15 protein-coding genes and 1 riboswitch are annotated in these 18,623 nt (G+C 37.0%); of the genes, 14 read left to right on the top strand and 1 reads right to left on the bottom strand.

The annotated features are described in order from the left end of the window. Positions 1 to 258: 258 nt before the first annotated feature. Positions 259 to 428, bottom strand: a riboswitch (M-box (ykoK) riboswitch). 419 nt (positions 429 to 847) lie between these two features. Next, entirely contained in the window at positions 848 to 2,512 is a 1,665-nt protein-coding gene (gene alsS / locus AC4BB7_RS10840) for an acetolactate synthase AlsS (protein WP_490483020.1), read from the top strand. Positions 2,513 to 2,525: 13 nt separating this feature from the next. Beyond that, a complete protein-coding gene (budA, locus tag AC4BB7_RS10835) occupies positions 2,526 to 3,239 on the top strand; it encodes an acetolactate decarboxylase (RefSeq protein ID WP_490483019.1) in 714 nt (237 codons plus the stop codon). A 43-nt stretch (positions 3,240 to 3,282) separates the two neighbouring features. On the opposite strand, the gene rnhC is transcribed toward budA, so the two are convergent. Continuing rightward, the gene (rnhC, locus tag AC4BB7_RS10830; protein ID WP_490483018.1) at positions 3,283 to 4,212 is read right to left on the bottom strand and encodes a ribonuclease HIII; all 930 of its coding nucleotides are present in this window, start codon (positions 4,210 to 4,212) and stop codon (positions 3,283 to 3,285) included. Positions 4,213 to 4,598: 386 nt separating this feature from the next. On the opposite strand from rnhC, the gene AC4BB7_RS10825 reads away from it, so the two are divergent. The 12 genes from AC4BB7_RS10825 (at position 4,599) to AC4BB7_RS10770 (ending at position 18,572) form a co-directional block, all read left to right on the top strand. Then, positions 4,599 to 5,981, top strand: coding sequence for a nucleotide sugar dehydrogenase (locus AC4BB7_RS10825; protein ID WP_490483017.1), 1,383 nt, complete (start codon positions 4,599 to 4,601; stop codon positions 5,979 to 5,981). Then, positions 5,981 to 7,276, top strand: a complete 1,296-nt coding sequence (locus AC4BB7_RS10820; RefSeq protein WP_490483016.1) for a glycosyltransferase family 2 protein — start codon at positions 5,981 to 5,983, stop codon at positions 7,274 to 7,276. Before AC4BB7_RS10825 ends, AC4BB7_RS10820 begins: the two co-directional genes overlap by 1 nt. A 313-nt stretch (positions 7,277 to 7,589) precedes the next feature. Then, positions 7,590 to 8,063 (top strand): ribosome maturation factor RimP, encoded by a 474-nt coding sequence (gene rimP / locus AC4BB7_RS10815; protein ID WP_490483015.1) that lies wholly within the window; start codon positions 7,590 to 7,592, stop codon positions 8,061 to 8,063. Between the two features lie 123 nt (positions 8,064 to 8,186). Further along, on the top strand, positions 8,187 to 9,368 hold the full coding sequence (nusA, locus tag AC4BB7_RS10810; RefSeq protein WP_490483014.1) for a transcription termination factor NusA: 1,182 nt from the start codon (positions 8,187 to 8,189) through the stop codon (positions 9,366 to 9,368). Positions 9,369 to 9,386: 18 nt separating this feature from the next. Beyond that, complete coding sequence (rnpM, locus tag AC4BB7_RS10805; protein WP_086313511.1) at positions 9,387 to 9,683, top strand: RNase P modulator RnpM; 297 nt, start codon at positions 9,387 to 9,389, stop codon at positions 9,681 to 9,683. Next, positions 9,676 to 9,978: a YlxQ-related RNA-binding protein gene (locus AC4BB7_RS10800; RefSeq protein WP_086313510.1), complete on the top strand. Its 303-nt coding sequence runs from the start codon at positions 9,676 to 9,678 to the stop codon at positions 9,976 to 9,978. The genes rnpM and AC4BB7_RS10800 overlap by 8 nt, the downstream gene beginning before the upstream one ends. A gap of 12 nt (positions 9,979 to 9,990) precedes the next feature. Beyond that, positions 9,991 to 12,585 (top strand): translation initiation factor IF-2, encoded by a 2,595-nt coding sequence (gene infB / locus AC4BB7_RS10795; RefSeq protein WP_490483013.1) that lies wholly within the window; start codon positions 9,991 to 9,993, stop codon positions 12,583 to 12,585. A 33-nt stretch (positions 12,586 to 12,618) separates the two neighbouring features. Further along, positions 12,619 to 12,969 carry a 30S ribosome-binding factor RbfA gene (rbfA, locus tag AC4BB7_RS10790; RefSeq protein ID WP_069634716.1) on the top strand — a complete coding sequence of 117 codons (351 nt, stop codon included), beginning with the start codon at positions 12,619 to 12,621 and terminating at the stop codon, positions 12,967 to 12,969. 196 nt (positions 12,970 to 13,165) lie between these two features. Further along, positions 13,166 to 14,422, top strand: coding sequence for a PcsB-like coiled-coil domain-containing protein (locus tag AC4BB7_RS10785; protein WP_086313508.1), 1,257 nt, complete (start codon positions 13,166 to 13,168; stop codon positions 14,420 to 14,422). A 238-nt stretch (positions 14,423 to 14,660) separates the two neighbouring features. Further along, positions 14,661 to 15,581, top strand: a complete 921-nt coding sequence (gene truB / locus AC4BB7_RS10780; RefSeq protein WP_490483012.1) for a tRNA pseudouridine(55) synthase TruB — start codon at positions 14,661 to 14,663, stop codon at positions 15,579 to 15,581. Positions 15,582 to 15,598: 17 nt separating this feature from the next. Beyond that, positions 15,599 to 16,546 carry a riboflavin biosynthesis protein RibF gene (gene ribF / locus AC4BB7_RS10775; RefSeq protein WP_490483011.1) on the top strand — a complete coding sequence of 316 codons (948 nt, stop codon included), beginning with the start codon at positions 15,599 to 15,601 and terminating at the stop codon, positions 16,544 to 16,546. A 232-nt stretch (positions 16,547 to 16,778) separates the two neighbouring features. Continuing rightward, positions 16,779 to 18,572: a glycerophosphodiester phosphodiesterase family protein gene (locus tag AC4BB7_RS10770; RefSeq protein WP_490483010.1), complete on the top strand. Its 1,794-nt coding sequence runs from the start codon at positions 16,779 to 16,781 to the stop codon at positions 18,570 to 18,572. The last annotated feature ends 51 nt before the right edge of the window (positions 18,573 to 18,623 follow it).

Raw genomic sequence — 18,623 nt, 5'->3', positions numbered from 1 at the left:
TCAAATAAAGTTTGGCTTTAGGAATTGATTTAGATGGGGGATAAAAAAGTCTATTTACTAAAAATAATGAATCACAGTAAATTCGAAATAAAAGAAGAATCTCTATACCATGTCATTATGAAGAGACATTTTCTTCTTCGATTTGTATATCCACCTCCAAAAAATTAAGAATTCTGTCAACATTATTTATCAAAACAAAAAACCTCCGCTTAGAATAACTCAGCGAAGGGGGATTGATTTCAGCACAAATAGAGCTTTTCATCATTCTCATCGTTGAGTTTTAGCACTATGAAACGTAAAAAGCAGAGCTTTTAGCTACTTTGTGAAAAGCCTTAATTCGACAATTCCTGTCCTACCCATTACTGTCTTTCGACATTTTTGAGCAGTAGCCTGTGTTTCCATAGGAGCCTCACCTAACAAGTTATTCAGATCGCTCTAAATATAGTGAATATCACTAGTAAAGTCAACTAGATAAGTATTAAGTTTTTCATAATAAGTCTAGTCCTGGATAGAGTAACGATTTTTGATCTATCGTTGAACTAGTAGGGAAACAAGCGTTGGAAAACTCGTCCATTTATACGTTTAGCCTAAATATTTTCTTTATTTTTTCTTAAACTTATATTGATATGGAGAATAAGTAAACAAGGAATATAAAAAATTGATTACAGTTTTGTTTTAGCAAACAAATCATTAAACAAATAAAAGATCGCATGCTATAATAACGAAGTGATACAGGTTGATTAACTGTACTATTGTGATGAACGATTTTGTATTTTTTTTTAATATTCACCCTTTTGTATAAGTGATTTTGAAATTATGTAACATTATTTGAAAGGTAGTGTAACAGATGGTGGGAAAAAGTAGAAATGGTGCTGAAGTGATTGTAGAAAGTTTAAAAAATCATCGTGTCGATTATGTATTTGGGATTCCAGGAGCAAAAATTGACGGTTTGTTTGATGCTTTAGTCGATGATGGACCTGAATTGATAGTAACGCGTCATGAGCAAAATGCTGCCTTTATGGCGGCAGCGGTGGGACGATTGACTGGAAATCCAGGAGTAGTAGTTGCGACAAGTGGTCCAGGTGCAAGTAATTTAGCAACTGGATTAGTTACGGCTACGGCAGAAGGTGATCCGGTATTGGCAATAGGCGGTCAAGTGAAACGTAGAGATTTACTAAAATTAACGCATCAAAGTATGAATAATGCTGCTTTATTTGAACCGATCACTAAGTACAGTGCGGAAATTCAAGATCCAGAGACTATTTCGGAAGTTCTAGCAAATGCTTACCGATTGGCAAAGTCTTCGAAAAAAGGAGCTAGTTTTATCAGTATTCCTCAAGATGTTGTCGATGGCGCAGTAAAATCCGTAGGCATCAAACCTTTGAGTGATCCAAAAATTGGTTCAGCTTCATCAGAGGATATTCAATATCTTTCAAAATTAATTCAAGCAGCAGAGTTGCCTGTATTGCTTATTGGGATGAGAGCCTCTACAGATAAAGAAGCTAAAGCGATCCGTGCAATCGTTGAGAAGACCAAAATCCCAGTTGTTGAAACGTTTCAAGCAGCGGGGGTGATTTCTAGAGAATTAGAGGACCATTTCTTTGGACGAATCGGATTATTCCGTAACCAACCAGGTGACATGTTGTTAAAACGTAGTGACTTAGTCATTGCTGTGGGATATGATCCAATTGAGTATGAGGCTAGAAATTGGAATGCTGAAGGAGAGGCAAAAATCATCGTGATCGATGATACTCCAGCTGAAATCGACCAATACTTCCAGCCCGAACGAGAGTTGATTGGGGATATTGCAGAAACATTAACAGTGCTTTTGCCTAGTATTGAAGCTAAAATAGTATCAGAGAAAGCGATCGATTATTTAAATACATTACATGAAAGATTAGTGGAACGAGATGATGTGAAAGAACGAGTAGACAATGGTTTGCTGCACCCTTTGGAGGTCATTGAAACACTGCAAAGTATTGTCACTGATGAAATGACGGTCACTGTTGACGTGGGCAGCCACTATATTTGGATGGCGCGTCATTTTAGAAGTTATCAACCACGACATTTACTTTTTAGCAATGGTATGCAAACACTAGGGGTGGCGCTGCCTTGGGCTGTTTCAGCGGCACTGGTTCGTCCAAATACACAAATAGTATCAGTTTCTGGTGATGGTGGATTCTTGTTTTCAGCTCAAGATCTTGAAACAGCTGTGCGTAAAAAGTTGAATATCATTCATTTGATTTGGAATGATGGACGTTACAACATGGTCGAATTTCAAGAACAGCTAAAATATCATAGAGTTTCTGGTGTTGATTTTGGACCGGTTGATTTTGTGAAATACGCTGAAGCATTTGGTGCAACAGGGGTAAGAGTCAAGAATGTAGAAGAGTTGAGGGCAGCTATTTTAAATGGAATCAAAACGGAAGGTCCGGTAGTTATTGATATTCCAATTGATTATCAAGACAATGAAAAACTTGGTGAAACAATTTTGCCAGATCAGTTTTATTAGAAGGGTGAGAATAATGACAAAAGAAGCAGTCTTATATCAGCACGGGACATTAGGAGCTTTAATGGCAGGCTTGATGGATGGTACTGAAACAATTGCTAATATTTTGAAAAGAGGCGATTTTGGCATTGGCACATTATCTGGTCTAGATGGCGAATTGATTATTTTAAATGGGAAAGCCTATCAAGGCCGAGAAGATGGCGCACTGATTGTGATAGATGAGCAACAGGAAACGCCGTATGCTGCCGTAACTACTTTTAAACCGATCATTACTTTTTCGGTGAACAAGATTATAACTAATTTTGATATCAATAGATTGGTCCGTGAGCATTTGAAGAGTGAAAATCTTTTTCATGCAATCAAAATTCATGGTCAGTTCAAAAAAGTCCATATTCGCGCGATGCCTAAGCAAGAAAAACCTTATAAACGTTTAGTTGAAGTGTCCAAAGAACAACCTGAATTTATTAAAGAAGATTTGGCAGGAACTGTTGTGGGCTTTTTTACACCTGAATTATTTCAAGGTGTTGCAGCGGCAGATTTTCATTTACATTTTATTGATGATGAGCAGACTTTTGGTGGACATTTAATGGATTTTGAGTTGGAGTCCGGGATAGTTGAAATTGAACCAATGGATTCCTTGTTGCAGCATTTTCCTAAAAATGATGAAACGTTTATTCACACAGCGATTGACTACGCTGATCTAGACAAAGAAATTCAAGAAGCAGAATAGCAAAACGCCTAAGACAGTATCTCAATTTGTCTTAGGCGTGTTTCTATTTAGCGGCTATTTTTTTTGCTTTTTCCGTATTTGCAAAATGAAGTTTTACGTATTTACTTAATAATTCCATTCCACCTTTAGCTAAAACTTTAGCAGCAATTTTATCGGAAACAGTTCCAGCCCCAGAAGGGACCTTCATGCCTAATTCTTTAGACTCTTTATCTAATTCTTCCAAAAAGGCCGCGCGACTAATAATTGAAGCTGCAGCAACTGCTACGTGGTATTGTTCACCTTTCGTGATAAAGTACAACTTTTCACTGACCTGATTTTGCTCACTTCGTACATATTTTCTGTAGTTTGCTTCAGGTGTAAACTGATCGATTAAAATCGCTTCGGGTTTGATTGGTGCGATCTCATTTAATAGTAAATGGATTGCTTGATTATGAAGTGCGACTTTCATATGAACAGCATTGTACTTGGGTTGAATCTGATTGTATTTTTCTGGTTCAACAATTAGTAATCTATATGGAATCAGTTCTTTGATGACTTTTGAAAGTTCTATGATTTGAGGATCGGTAAGTTCCTTCGAATCTCTTACACCAAGAGCTTTCAATTTTGTGACCATTGTTTTATCAACATAGGCTGCGCAAACTGTCACTGGACCGAAATAACTACCATTGCCGACTTCATCGCTGCCTAAGACAGAAAGTTGGCTGAAATTAGCTGGAAGTGTGTTTGCCTTCTTTGAAGTGGTAGAGTTTGTTCCTTTGCTCTGGGTCGGGTTTCCCCATTTAGCAGCAGCGTTTTGCGCATCAGGCCCTTGAAACATGACTTTACCAGAAGTGTAGGCCGTGATCGTTGTATTGCCAACTTTCGCAACGAATTCAGAATAAGGTACATTCCTATTCAAAAGATTTCTCTCGTAAAAGGACTTCATTTTTTTTATATTCTCTTTGGTCACTTTGATTACTTGTATTTGAGACATGGTGGTGCTCCTTTCGAATCTTCTTATCTATAGTAAAACAAAAGAATGGAAAAGTGAAGTGAGGAGCGGATAGTTTTTTATCGCTTATTTTCTTTTCGATTTTTTTGACTATAACAGTAGACAATTAAGTGATAGAAAAATCAAGTTCTCTATAACTATATATTCTAATTGGAAAAACAAAATAATATTTTTTGTATATAACATATGTACATTTGTTATAAATAAAGTATAATAAAAATGAAATAAATATATAATGTCTGTGTTTATTTATAAAAAGTTTATTTAAGGGTGGAGTTAGATAAGAAGGGAGATATAGATTAGAACAAAGTTATTTTTTATTTCAAAGGAGAATATTTATTAAAATAGGAATGAATGGGGTTGTTTTTATGGGAAATTCAAATGATACGGTGAAGAATTCACTGTTAGGAAAAATTAAAAAAAGGAAAGCAAAAGTTGGCGTTGTTGGATTAGGCTATGTAGGTTTACCACTTGCGATGGAATTTGTAGCTGCGGGGTTTGAGGTTATAGGAATTGATATTGATCCAGACAAAGTTTCTAGCTTAAATAATGGAAAGTCACATATTTTAGATGTTTCAGCTTCCATTTTAATAGAAGGAATAGAACAAGGAAGTTTTCGAGCAACGACAGATTTTAGCGTTATTTCATCATTGGATGCTGTGAGTGTTTGTGTACCAACACCACTTAATGAAAATCAAGAGCCTGATACGAGCTTTTTAACGTTTACAGCCGAAAAACTAGAACTTTATATGAAAACACCACTAATTATATCGTTGGAAAGCACAACCTATCCAGGGACGACACGAGAACTATTTGCTGAACGTTTTGAAGCAGCCAAAAAACGCTTAGATAAAGATTATTTTCTTTGCTTTTCTCCAGAACGAGTTGATCCAGGTAATACCAAGTTTCAGACTAAGAATATACCTAAGGTAATTGGTGGAATGACGAATATAAGTTCAGAACTAGGAGAAGCCTTGTACAGCGCTATACTGGATGAAGTCATTGTAGTGAGTTCACCTGAGACAGCTGAGATGAGTAAATTACTTGAAAATACATTCCGAAGTGTCAACATTGCTTTTATCAATGAAATGGCTTTGATGTGTGAAAGGATGGATCTTGATATTTGGGAGACCATTGATGCTGCCGCAACAAAACCTTTTGGATTTATGCCGTTTTACCCAGGACCAGGTGTTGGGGGACATTGCATCCCGCTTGACCCAATGTACTTACACTGGAAAGGAAAACAAAATCGATTTTTCAACAAGTTTATTGAAACATCACAAGAAATCAATATGAACATGCCTTATCGTGTTGTAGAAAAAATTCGAGATGCTTTAAATGCTCAAGGGAGATCATTAAAAAAATCTCAGGTTTTATTAGTGGGCCTAGCGTATAAACCAGATATTAATGATGTTCGTGAGTCTCCGACATTGTCTATTTATGAAATTTTAAAAGAGAATCATACAGAATTAACGATTCTAGATCCTTATGTACCATCGTTTGTCGATAAATATGGATCAGAGGTGGCCGTTGTTCAAAATGATTTTTGTAATTATGCGGTCTATGACTGCGTGGTTATTTTGACTAAGCACAGTGTGATAGATTATGAACGATTACTGAAAGAAAGTCATACGATTGTTGATATGTGTCATATTTTCAAAGAAACGCATGAAAAAGTTTTTAAAATTGGTGGTGGTCGTGCAGGTATGGCCTCAGTAAGTAATCTTGTTGAGGTTGAGGAGAGAGTGTGATGGAAAGTAAGTTCAAACGAAGTACGCATTTGATGTTATCTTGTATTACATTTATTCTCTGTGCATTGTTGATCGGTTTGATCGGTTTTTGGCGAACAGGCTATATATCAACAGCTTTTAGTATTTATGGTTGGTGTATGATTTTATACTTAGTAATCAAAACAAGTCTTTCAATGTTCTATAAACCAGATGAAAGTGTTCCTCCCAATTTGAAAGTGACAGTCGTGATACCAGTTTACAACGAGTCCAAAGAAGCAATTTTAACACTGCTTGAAGGTTTAGCCGCACAGAAATATCCAGTTGAGGAAGTTTTTATTGTGGACGATGGCAGCACAAACTATGTTTTAGATCAAGTAATGAAACGAGCGACTGAAACATTACCGATAGAATTTACAAACAAGATGTATATTCATAAATTGCCTTATAACCAAGGCAAGCGTTTTGCACAAGCTTATGCCTTTGAAAATAGTGTAGGAGATATATTTTTTACGATGGATTCTGATGGAGAAATCTTTCCGGATACATTGTATGAGTTAATGCGCCCTTTCAGTGATGACAACGTACAAGCAGTTACTGGACACATTAACGCTAGAAATCGTAAAAATTCGTTGCTTTCATATTTACTTGATATGAGGTATGATAATGCGTTTCGTGTAGAGCGTGCTTCTCAATCAGTTACTGGGAATATTTTAGTTTGTTCAGGTCCGATTAGTTGCTACCGACGTAATATTGTTATGGATAACCTGGATCGTTATTTAAGTCAAACTGTCTTTGGAGTTCCAGCCCATGTTGGTGATGACCGATGTCTTACCAATTATGCAATTGAAAGAGGAAAAACAGTGTATCAGGAAACGGCAAAATGTATAACTGATGTGCCAGAAAAAGTAAGTGTTTTTTTGAAGCAGCAAACAAGATGGAGTAAATCTTTTTTTAGAGAAACATTCATTTCCCTAAAATTGATTCGTAAAAAGCCAATCGTTTTTTTATGGTCAATGACTGAGATTGTTCTTTGGGTTATTTTTTTAATCGCCATATTTTATAATATAGTTTGGTATTTTGGGAAGTTAACTTGGCAAGATTGGTTATTTTATCTACTTCTTGCTTGTCTTTCTGCGTATGCTAGAAACGTGCACTATATTCTTAAGCATCCATTTTGTTATTTGCTGGCTCCTATGTATGGATTATTCCATTTTTTTACGATTCATATTGTACGAATCATCGCATTGGCAACACTTAAAGTAAATAAGTGGGGTACTAGGACTGATGTTACTGCGGGAGCAGCTGAAGAGGATTAAACAAATTATACCAATATACCAGTTTTTTAAATGCGTTCAGCAAGTAATTAAGTTGAAAAATAGAGTTCAACCACTGAGAATAAATGGGTTTCAATAAAGCAAATTTGAGTTTTCAGAAAAACTATGGTAGAATACATTATAAGTAATGATACTAGTTTGAGTGAGCGGATTTCTGCTCACTCTTTTTAATGGGGTAACTTAAGAGGAAAGCAAGATGAAACGTTGATTTGTCTTGCTTTTCTATGATTTAACTGTATGAAGCGTCGTTTCTAAAAACTAGTGCGTTACATAAATCTCGAAGGAGGCGAAAATTTTGAGTAGTGTTGTGGAAACTGTTACCGAGTTAGTCACACCAATCTTAGAAAAACAAAATTTTGAACTTGTAGAAGTAGAGTTTGTCAAGGAAGGAAGAGACTGGTTTCTCCGTGTCTTTATTGATAAAGAAGGCGGTATCGATATCTTAGACTGTGCACTTGTTAGTGAGCAGCTAGATGAAAAGCTTGACGCTATGGATCCCGATCCGATTCCTCAAGCTTACTTTCTGGAAGTATCCTCTCCGGGAGCAGAACGTCCGTTGAAGAAAGAAAGCGACTATGAAAAAGCAGTTGGAGAATACATTCATATTTCACTTTACCAAACGATCGATGGTGAAAAACAATTTGAAGGTATTTTAAAAACACTTGATAAAGATCAGTTGACCTTGACAGTCAAAATCAAAACAAGAGTCAAAGACTATACATTCGAAAGAAAAAACATTGCAAAAGCTCGTTTAGCAATTCAGTTTTAATTAAGTAAACTATCAAGCAGAACGTTTTAGTTTTGACTTATCACGAGATGCAAGAATCGGCATATAAAAGTCGATCAGCTCCGTTCACCTTTCATTTAGACAGTAGGAGGAAATGATAAAAAAATGAGCAAAGAAATGTTAAATGCACTTGATGCATTAGAAGCTGAAAAAGGTATTTCTAAAGAGATTGTGATTGATGCACTGGAAGCAGCATTAGTTTCCGCATATAAAAGACATTATGGGCAAGCCCAAAATGTTGAAGTAGAATTTGACGGTAAAAAAGGCAATATCCATGTTTATGCCGTTAAAGAAGTAACAGAAGAAGTATTTGATTCACAATTAGAAGTGTCATTAAAAGAAGCGATGGAAGTTAATAAAGCATACGAGATGGGCGATAAAATTCGTTTTGAAGTAACGCCAAAAGATTTCGGTCGCATTGCAGCACAAACGGCTAAACAAGTTATTTTACAGCGTGTTCGTGAAGCAGAGAGAAATATTATCTATAACGAATTTAGCGCGTATGAAAATGACATCATGCAAGGGATCGTTGAAAGACAAGACCGTCGTTATATTTATGTAAACTTAGGAAAGATCGAAGCTGTCCTTTCTAAGCAAGACCAAATGCCAAATGAGTTTTATCAACCTCATGATCGTATCAAAGTATATGTTTCAAGAGTTGAAAATACTTCTAAAGGTCCGCAAGTATTCGTAAGCCGTAGTCATCCAGATTTACTGAAGCGATTATTTGAACAAGAAATTCCAGAAGTGTATGATGGAATAGTAGAGATTGTCAGCATCGCTCGTGAAGCTGGAGATCGTTCAAAAGTTTCAGTTCGTTCAACTGACCCTAACATCGATCCTGTCGGAACGTGTGTAGGACCAAAAGGTCAACGAGTTCAAGCAATCGTGAATGAATTAAAAGGCGAGAATATGGATATTGTTGAGTGGAGTGAAGATCCTGCTGTTTTCATCAGTAACGCATTGAATCCAGCTCAAGTCGTGGATGTTATTTTCGATCCGAATAACAATAAAGCTTGTACTGTAGTTGTTCCAGATTATCAGTTATCACTTGCTATCGGTAAAAGAGGTCAAAATGCTCGTTTAGCGGCTAAATTGACTGGCTTTAAAATCGATATCAAACCAGAGTCTGAAATGGAAGCTTATTACGCAGAACTTGCAGAAAACCAAGAAACACCCGAAGAAGAAGCACATGATGAAGCAATCGTAGCATCTGATATGACTGCTGATGATTACGAAAACGTCGAGTTTGAAGAAAAAACTGCAGAAGACGAAGAACAAGTCTAACGATCTGGAGGGAATACAATGAAAAAAAGAAAAATCCCGATGCGTAAATCTGTTGTTTCAGGTGAAATGAAACCCAAAAAAGAATTAGTGCGAATCACACGCTCAAAAGAAGGCGAAGTGGCAATCGATCCGACTGGTAAAATGCCAGGACGAGGTGCATATGTTTCACTTGAGCCCAAAGAAGTCCAAGAAGCATGGGACAAACATATTTTAGATCGTGTGTTGGAGACTACCTTGACAGATGCTTTTTACCAAGAATTATTAGACTACGTTGAACATCAAAAAGCACGTAAAGAGTTGTTCGGCAATGGATAAAGAAAAAGTATTAAATTTATTAGGTTTGGCTATGAGAGCTGGAAAACTAGTAACGGGTGAGGAATTGACCATCGGTGATATCCGTAGTAATAAAGCGAAATTCGTTTTTGTTGCTTCTGATGCTAGTGAGAATACAAGAAAGAAAATAAAGGACAAAAGTTCTTATTACAACGTTCCTTGTGATGATTCGTTTTTACATTCGGAGTTAAGTCATGCGATTGGCAGAACACGTATGGTGATCGGAATCAATGACCAAGGCTTTGCGATGAAGTTCAAGGAACTAATCAAAGGTTAGGAAGGTGATTGCATGGGTAAAAAAAGAATTTATGAATTAGCAAAAGAAATCAATCAATCGAGTAAAGATGTTGTCGAAAAAGCACATGCATTAGGTATGGATGTGAAAAATCACATGGGCGCAATTTCTTCTGAAGAAGAATCAAAACTTCGTCATTCATTTGGAGGAAGCAAGCCTGCAAGTACGCAACAAAAACCAGCAGCGAAACCACAAGCAACTCAAAGTGGTCAAGCGCAAACAAAACCAGCAAATCCAAAACCAGCTAACCAAAATGGAAATAGACCAAACCAAAATCAACATAAAGCACAACAACCAACTGGACAACAAAACCGTCCGCAACAAAGTAACCAAAATCAAAATCGTCCAGCACAATCAGGACAACAAACGAATCAAAACCGTAACAACCAAAATCGAAACATGCAAGGAAGCAGCCAAAATATGACTCAAAACCGTTCAAATCAAGGACAACAAAACCGTCCGCAACAAAACAACCAAAATCAAAACCGTCCAGCACAATCAGGACAACAAAATAACCAAAACCGTAACAATAATCAAAATCGTCCGGCACAAAGCAACACACAAAACACAAATCAAAACCGTCCAGCGACGCAAACAGGACAGCAAAACCGCCCACAACAAGGACAAACTAGCAACAATTCACAAGGAAATCAAAACCGTAACAATACAAATTCTGGAAACCGTAACAATAGTTTCGGCGGAGGCGGTGGTCAAAATCGTAACCGTAATGGCTACAACAACCAAAACCGCAACAGATTTAACAAAAAAGGTAAAAAAGGCAAATACCAAGAATCAACAAAACCAGCAGTGCCAGCACGTAAATTCCGTGAATTACCAGATGTATTAGAATATACAGAAGGTATGAACGTAGCAGATATTGCGAAAAAAATTCACCGCGAACCAGCTGAGATCATCAAAAAACTATTTATGATGGGTGTTATGGTCAACCAAAACCAATCATTAGATAAAGAAACGATTGAACTATTAGCAGTTGATTATGGTATGGAACCACAAGAAAAAATTCAAGTAGATGTTGCTGATATCGATAAATTCTTTGAACCAGAAGCTTTAGTTGAAGAAAATCTTGTCACACGTCCACCAGTTGTAACAATTATGGGTCACGTTGACCATGGTAAAACAACATTGCTTGATACATTGCGTAATTCACGTGTAACTTCAGGTGAAGCAGGTGGTATCACACAACATATCGGTGCATACCAAATCGACATCGATGGCAAACCAATTACTTTCTTAGATACACCAGGACATGCTGCATTTACAAGTATGCGTGCTCGTGGAGCTGGTATCACAGATATTACGATCTTGGTTGTCGCGGCAGATGATGGTGTAATGCCGCAAACGGTCGAAGCGATCAACCATGCGAAAGCAGCAGAAGTGCCAATTATCGTGGCAGTCAACAAAGTCGATAAACCAGGTGCTAACCCTGATCATGTAAAACAAGAATTAAGTGAACATGGCTTAATTCCAGAAGAATGGGGCGGAGATACAATCTTCGTAAATATTTCAGCGAAATTCAACCAAAATATTGAAGAATTATTAGAAAATATTCTTTTAATTGCTGAAGTAGAAGATTTGAAAGCAGACCCAACACAACGTGCGATCGGTACAGTAATCGAAGCTCGTTTAGATAAAGGCAAAGGACCTGTTGCTACATTACTTGTTCAACAAGGTTCATTGCGAGTTGGAGATCCAATCGTTGTCGGAAATACATTTGGACGTGTCCGTGTTATGACCAACGACCTTGGTCGTCGTGACAAAGCAGTAGGTCCAGCAACACCAGTTGAAATCACAGGATTGAATGATGTGCCGCAAGCAGGAGATCGTTTTGTAGTCTTTGAAGATGAAAAAACAGCTCGTCAAGCAGGTGAAGAACGTGGCAAACGTGCCGTTCTGGAACAACGGTCATCAAATAACCGTGTAACATTAGATAACTTATTCGAAAGTCTAAAAGAAGGCGAATTGAAAGATGTTAACGTGATTATCAAAGCTGATGTACAAGGTACAGCAGAAGCCTTAGCCGCAAGCTTACAAAAAATCGAAGTTGCAGGCGTTCGTGTGAAAATCGTTCACTCGGCTGTTGGAGCTATCAATGAAAGTGACGTGACACTTGCTGCAGCAAGTAATGCGATCATTATTGGCTTTAACGTTCGTCCGACACCACAAGCGAAACAACAAGCAGAACAAGAAGAAGTGGATATTCGTTTACACCGTATCATCTACAAAGCAATCGAAGAAATCGAAACAGCGATGAAAGGGATGCTAGATCCTGAATTTGAAGAGAAAATTACGGGTCAAATGACTGTTCGTGAACTTTATAAAGTATCTAAAGTTGGAACGATTGCAGGTTGTTACGTAACAGAAGGCTCTATCCGTCGTGATAGTGGTGTTCGTGTAATTCGTGATGGCATCGTGATCTTTGAAGGCAAACTAGCTAGCTTGAAACGTTTCAAAGATGATGCGAAAGAAGTAAAACTTGGCTTTGAATGTGGTGCCATGGTTGAAAACTTCAACGATCTTAAAGTGGATGATGTAATTGAAGGCTTCGTTATGGAAGAAATCAAACAATAATAATAACTAAAAGTAGAGAGAAGGAGAAACAGTATGGCAAATTATCGTGACCGTCGAGTGGGTCAAGAAATCATGCGTGAAATCAATGATATATTGAGAAAACGTGTAAGAGATCCTCGTGTGCAAGATATTACAATTACCGATGTTCGAGTAACTGGCGATCTACAACAAGCGACGATTTATTACAGTTTGTTATCTGATCTAGCTTCTGATCAACAAAAAGCGCAACAAGGATTAGATAAAGCCAAAGGATTGATTCGTAAAGAATTAGGTCAACGTTTAACATTGTACAAAACGCCTGAACTGATTTTTGAAAAAGATGAATCCGTGCAATATGGGAATCATATTGATGAATTGATTCGTAAATTGAATCAAGGTGATTAAAATAATAGGTTAATGTACCTAATAAAAAGACCGAAAAGGAATGATCCTCTTCGGTCTTTTTTTGTACTTTTGTAACAGAATTATTTTTTGTAACTATATTGAAAGGAACTGTAACATTTTTACCGATTAACTAAAATGGATTTGTGCTATTATTTAAAGTACAAGTCTTATCGTTGAAGAAAATGGAGGGTTAATAGTGAAGAAAAAGAATTTGTCATTATTAATAGTTAGTATGATTACAGTTGCAGGAACAATTGCGCCAATTAGTTCGCTGGCAGAAACAGCTGATAAAAAAATAGAACAACAAGATAAAGAAATTTCGGCATTGAAAGAGAAACAACAGGGAGTAGCCAATCAGATAGCTTCACTAGAAGAAGAAATAGCTTCGATCTTTGATGAAGGTGTTGCCTTGAATAAACAAAAAACAGATTTAACAAAAGAATCTGAGCAATTAAAGAAAGATATCGCTGCACTAGATGTACGCATCAATAAAAGAACTGAAGCAATCCAAAAGCAAGGGCGCAATGTTCAAGTGAATGGACAAGGCACTCAAATTCTTGATATTCTTTTAAATTCAGAATCAATTACAGATGCAGTCGGTCGAGTGCAAGCAATTTCTTCAATTATGACAGCAAATAATGATTTGATTAAACAACAAAAAGAAGACAAAACACTCGTTGAAACAAAGAAATCAGATATTCAAAAGAATTTAGCTGCTGTAGAAGAAGCAACAGCTCAATTAGAAAAAGAAAAAGAAAACCTAGTTGCCAAACAAGCAGATTTGAATGTTTTGAAAGCAGAAGTTGATTCCGAAACTTCTGGTGCTGAAAATTCAAAAAATAAACTCTTAAAAGAACAGCAAGAAGCGCTAAAAGCGCAACTAGCAAATGAAACGAAAAAGAAAGAGGCTAAGAAGACTGAGACTTCTAACAAGCCGGAAAAACAATCTACACAAAGTGAAAGCACTAGTGAAACTACGAAAGAAACAACAACTACACCTCCTGTAGAGACGGATGAACCTAAAGAGACCGCTCCAAGCACGCCTGAGGGGAATAATTCGAATAACCAAGGAAATACAGTAGTGCCAGAAAATCCTGACAAACCAATAGAGCCGCCAGTGACTTCAGCTGACGCAACTTTCCAAGCGCTTAATGCATTACGTACAGCGAATGGATTGAATCCAGTAAGTTGGGATGCTGGCCTTGCTGCTGCAGCTAGCGGAAGAGCTGCAATGATGCAAGATTTTCAAATACCATCAGATCATTGGAATCGTGGAGATGAAGTAATTGCCTTCATGTTTGCTCCAGGAAATTCTGTTATTATGGCTTGGTATAATGAGACCAACATGGTATCTCCATCTGGAACAGGACATCGTGATTGGGAAATGAATCCTAGCATGACACGTGTAGGATTCGGTTATGCAGGTGACGTGATTGTAGGGCATTCTGCTTAATAAAACAATCAAATCCATAAGCGTAAAACAAAACGGTTCATCCGTTTTTGTTTTACGCTTTTTTTAAGAATCACATTCATTAGATCGACCGATATGTTGAACAAGGTGAGCATCTTCCGAAAATAATTTATATGTGAACTATCTCTATCACTCAAGACCCGTTTTTAAAAAATGAATTTCTCTTCTCTTCTATGCTATAATATATCAGTTGATACTATAATTTTGGAGGAACTATTAGATGGACGGTATTTTACCTTTATGGAAAGAAGCTGGCATGACTAGTCATGACTGTGTTTTCAAACTAAGGAAAATTTTACATACAAAAAAAATTGGTCACGGCGGTACTTTAGATCCTGATGTGTCTGGGGTTTTACCTATTTGTATCGGAAAAGGGACGAAAGTAATTGAATATATGGTTGATTCAGGTAAGACGTATGAAGGAGAAATTACGCTTGGTTTTTCTACGACAACAGAAGATGTCAGTGGAGAAATAGTGGAGAAAGTTGCGCTGTCTAAACCTTTTTCAAACGAAGAAATCGATGCTGCTATGCAGACGATGACAGGTGTTATAACACAAATCCCACCAATGTTTTCTGCAGTCAAAGTCAACGGGAAACGTCTTTATGAGTATGCTCGAAATGGAGAAGACGTTGAGCGACCAGTGAGAGAAGCGATGATTTATTCTTTTGAACGTACCAGTGAGCCTGAATTTAATCTAGAAAACGGAACACAAAGTTGGCGCTTTAAAGTAGTTTGTGGTAAAGGAACTTATGTGAGAACGTTGTCTGTTGATACAGGACTTGCCTTAGGAGTGCCAGCGCACATGTCTGATTTGACGCGTACGGCAAGCGGTGGCCTAACAGCTGAGCAGAGTTTGACCTTAGCGCAGGTCGCAGAAAGAATGAAACAAAACAAAATAGCAGAAACGCTTTTGCCGATTGAAATAGCTATCGAACGCTTTAAACGCATTGATTTAACGGAGGAGCTTTACAACAAAGTTAAAAATGGTGTTCGATTAAGTCCAACCGATTTGGCTCTAAAGGAAATGCCGCAGGATTTGGTGGCCTTATTTTATCAAAATCAAGTCGTAAGCTTATATATGGCACATCCGACAAAGCCAAATGTATTAAAACCTAGCAAAGTGCTAAGAAATAATTAATAGAAAGAAGTTTTAACATGCAGATCATTCCAATTCGACATCCATATAATCCAGAACAAATCCCAGCAGAAGAGGTTGTTATGGTACTAGGATTTTTTGATGGTGTTCACCGTGGACACCAAAAAGTCATTGAAACAGGAAAAAAAATTGCGGAGAAGAAAGGCTTAGAATTAGCCGTCATGACATTTAATCAGCATCCGTCCATCGTTTTTCAAAAAGTTTTGCCTGAGAATATGAAATATTTAACGAGCTTAGAGCAAAAAGAACAATTGATGGAAAAGTTAGGAGTAGATTTGTTATATGTAATCGAATTTACTTCGGCATTTGCGCATTTGGCGCCACAAGAATTTGTAGATCAATATATCGTTGGACTACATGCAGCAGCAGCCGTTTCTGGATTTGATTATACTTACGGACCAAAAGATATCGCAGATGTCGCCCACCTACCTGGCTATGCTAAAGATCGATTTGAAGTTGTGACGGTAGGCAAAGAAGAGTTGGATGGAGCGAAAATCAGTTCAACGCGCATTCGCGAATTGATGGAACAAGGGAAGATGGAAGAGGTTACTGAATTACTAGGGTATGTCTATGAAACAGATGGCACCGTTGTTCATGGTGATGCTAGAGGACGTTTATTAGGATTTCCTACTGCTAATATCAAAGTGAAAAGTACAGTACGCTTGCCTAGAATCGGTGTTTACGCTGTGAAAATTAAAATTGGAAACAAATGGCATATTGGTATGGGCTCGATCGGTCACAATGATACTTTTGGTGATGGTCGTGAACTAACTGTGGAGGTATATATTTTAGATTTCCATCAAGATATTTATGGTGAATATGTAACTGTGCGTTGGAACCATTATTTACGTGACCAAGTGAAATTTGATGGAGCGGAAAATTTGATTGTACAGCTAAAACAAGACGAACAAGATACTGCAGATTATTTTTTGAATAACAATCACTAATATAGTTTCATCATATTCGATAAACTGAATAAGGCAGCAATGAGTTTGGTTGTTGCTTATTTAGTTTAATTGTTTTTTTTCAGACTTTAGTTTCAGTGAAGTGGAAATTTGAAGTAGGAAAAATAATATAAAAGTTTATATAAAAACAAATTTTTCTACATCGGATCAAAGTAAATTGATATACTATAATTGCACTACTAAAGGAGAAGTCATTAACGATAAGGGGCATTACATGGAAAAAAAGAAACGTGAAAAGAAGAAAAGGAAACTGTTTAGACTTCCGACGTTATTTATACTCTTGATTTTGGGCGGAATCGCTTTTTTATTTTGGTATTATTACAACCTCGATTATCAGGATAACGCTACTCCATCCTATGATGGGTATCAAGTTTCCCAAGTAGATTTAGAGGTATCAGATGTTGATTTTCACCAAGTTGATGAGCCCTTATTGGAAGGAAGTCGAGTGAATTCTGAATTTACTGAGCCATTGATCGATCCATGGCCGCAAGATGAGCAAGTCAAACAACCAGCAACGCTACCTGTTTTTCGTTTGTGGGATATGGACAATAAACAAACTGTTTACAAAGCAAGCGTAAATCTGTCAAGTGTGAAACATATTGAAAAAGTTGAATTTCCAACGTTTGGTGAAGAAAATGGACCAAACGATTTACAAATCTATCCAGCGAAATATCATCCAGAAAGTAGTACATGGGAAACAGATATTCTGGTTAAGAATCATCAAGAAGCGGGACGTTATCAGATTAAACTGTTGATTACGAAAGAAAATGGAAAAACTGAATTAGTGGACTTTGGTGAGTTTGTAGTTGAACAGCCTAGCATTGAAGCTGCAGTGGATAATGCTAACGTTGGAAAAGGGCAGTTTGACGTAAATATTCAAACTAAAAGCACTGCTGATATTGAAAAAGTACTAGTTCCCGTGTGGTCAAAAGAGGATCAAAGTGATAAAAAAGTATATGAGGGGACCCTTCAACCTGATAATACCTATAAAGTTCATGTTGATTACGAAGATTTCGCTTTTAATAATGGCCTGTACCATGCGAGCACCCAACTAATTGCAATGAATGGATTAAAGGCTGAGTGTGAGGCTGGCACTGCAGAGATTGAGTTGAGGCGGCCAGTTCGTATCCGAATCATGCAAGAAACAACGTTGTTTCAAAATAGAAACTTGTCTAAAACAGCTAAACAATTACCAGCAAACAGTATGGCTTATGTGAAAGGGATCGTCTTTAATTCTGAAAAAAAAGTTTATCGAACGACTGAAGGCTATATTTCCGCTGAGAATATTGAAATTAGTGAAATGATGGATGATATACGTTATGTAGCTCATCGTGGAAATCATAAAGCAGCGCCCGAAAACTCTATCCCGTCCTTCCAACAATCTGATAGTTGGGGAATTGAAACGGATATTTGGCTAACAAAGGATAAACAGTGGGTGATCATGCATGATAGAACAGTTGACCGAATGACAAATGGTAAAGGGAAAATCAGTGATTTGACATTAGCTCAGATAAAAGCCTTACGCATCGATCAAGGATCAAATAAAGAAAATTATTCCCAAGAACAATTAATTGTTCCGACACTAGAAGAGTTTCTAACGATCATGAATAATAAACAGAGTATTCCTTTTATTGAAGTTAAGGCAAAGAATCTTGAACCGAGCGATTATGATCATCTTGCAAATTTAATTACTTCCTATGGTATGTCTAATACAGCGGTGATCATTTCGTTTGATTATCCAAATTTAGTGGAAATGAAAAAACGTCTTCCAGACACTCAGGTTCAATTGTTAGCTAAAACTTTAGATGAACAAATGATTACTCAAACGAGTAGTTTAGGTGGGAAAGCTGGTCTAGATATCAAATATGATAGTGTAGTGAATAGGCCAGACTTAATTGCTAAAGCTCAAAGTAAAGGATTGTCTGTTAATTTATGGGGAGTGCCTCAAAATGAATTTAAAAAGATGGAGGCATTAGGGATAAATAATTTAACAACGGACTATGACTAAGGAGTATTTAAGCCTTTTTGTAAAGGAATAGATTCATAAAAATTTTAGGAT

It is taken from the genome of Enterococcus sp. AAFC-DPL-5182 (genome assembly GCF_058216605.1).
The sequence above is the reverse complement of the archived record's forward strand: the minus strand, read 5'-3'. Positions and strand labels throughout refer to the sequence as shown.

Coding starts and splice junctions, on each gene's coding strand:
- alsS (WP_490483020.1), top strand. CDS start 848: ATGGTGGGAAAAAGTAGAAATGGTGCTGAAGTGATTGTAGAAAGTTTA.
- budA (WP_490483019.1), top strand. CDS start 2,526: ATGACAAAAGAAGCAGTCTTATATCAGCACGGGACATTAGGAGCTTTA.
- rnhC (WP_490483018.1), bottom strand. CDS start 4,212: ATGTCTCAAATACAAGTAATCAAAGTGACCAAAGAGAATATAAAAAAA.
- AC4BB7_RS10825 (WP_490483017.1), top strand. CDS start 4,599: ATGGGAAATTCAAATGATACGGTGAAGAATTCACTGTTAGGAAAAATT.
- AC4BB7_RS10820 (WP_490483016.1), top strand. CDS start 5,981: ATGGAAAGTAAGTTCAAACGAAGTACGCATTTGATGTTATCTTGTATT.
- nusA (WP_490483014.1), top strand. CDS start 8,187: ATGAGCAAAGAAATGTTAAATGCACTTGATGCATTAGAAGCTGAAAAA.
- rnpM (WP_086313511.1), top strand. CDS start 9,387: ATGAAAAAAAGAAAAATCCCGATGCGTAAATCTGTTGTTTCAGGTGAA.
- AC4BB7_RS10800 (WP_086313510.1), top strand. CDS start 9,676: ATGGATAAAGAAAAAGTATTAAATTTATTAGGTTTGGCTATGAGAGCT.
- infB (WP_490483013.1), top strand. CDS start 9,991: ATGGGTAAAAAAAGAATTTATGAATTAGCAAAAGAAATCAATCAATCG.
- rbfA (WP_069634716.1), top strand. CDS start 12,619: ATGGCAAATTATCGTGACCGTCGAGTGGGTCAAGAAATCATGCGTGAA.
- truB (WP_490483012.1), top strand. CDS start 14,661: ATGGACGGTATTTTACCTTTATGGAAAGAAGCTGGCATGACTAGTCAT.
- ribF (WP_490483011.1), top strand. CDS start 15,599: ATGCAGATCATTCCAATTCGACATCCATATAATCCAGAACAAATCCCA.
- AC4BB7_RS10770 (WP_490483010.1), top strand. CDS start 16,779: ATGGAAAAAAAGAAACGTGAAAAGAAGAAAAGGAAACTGTTTAGACTT.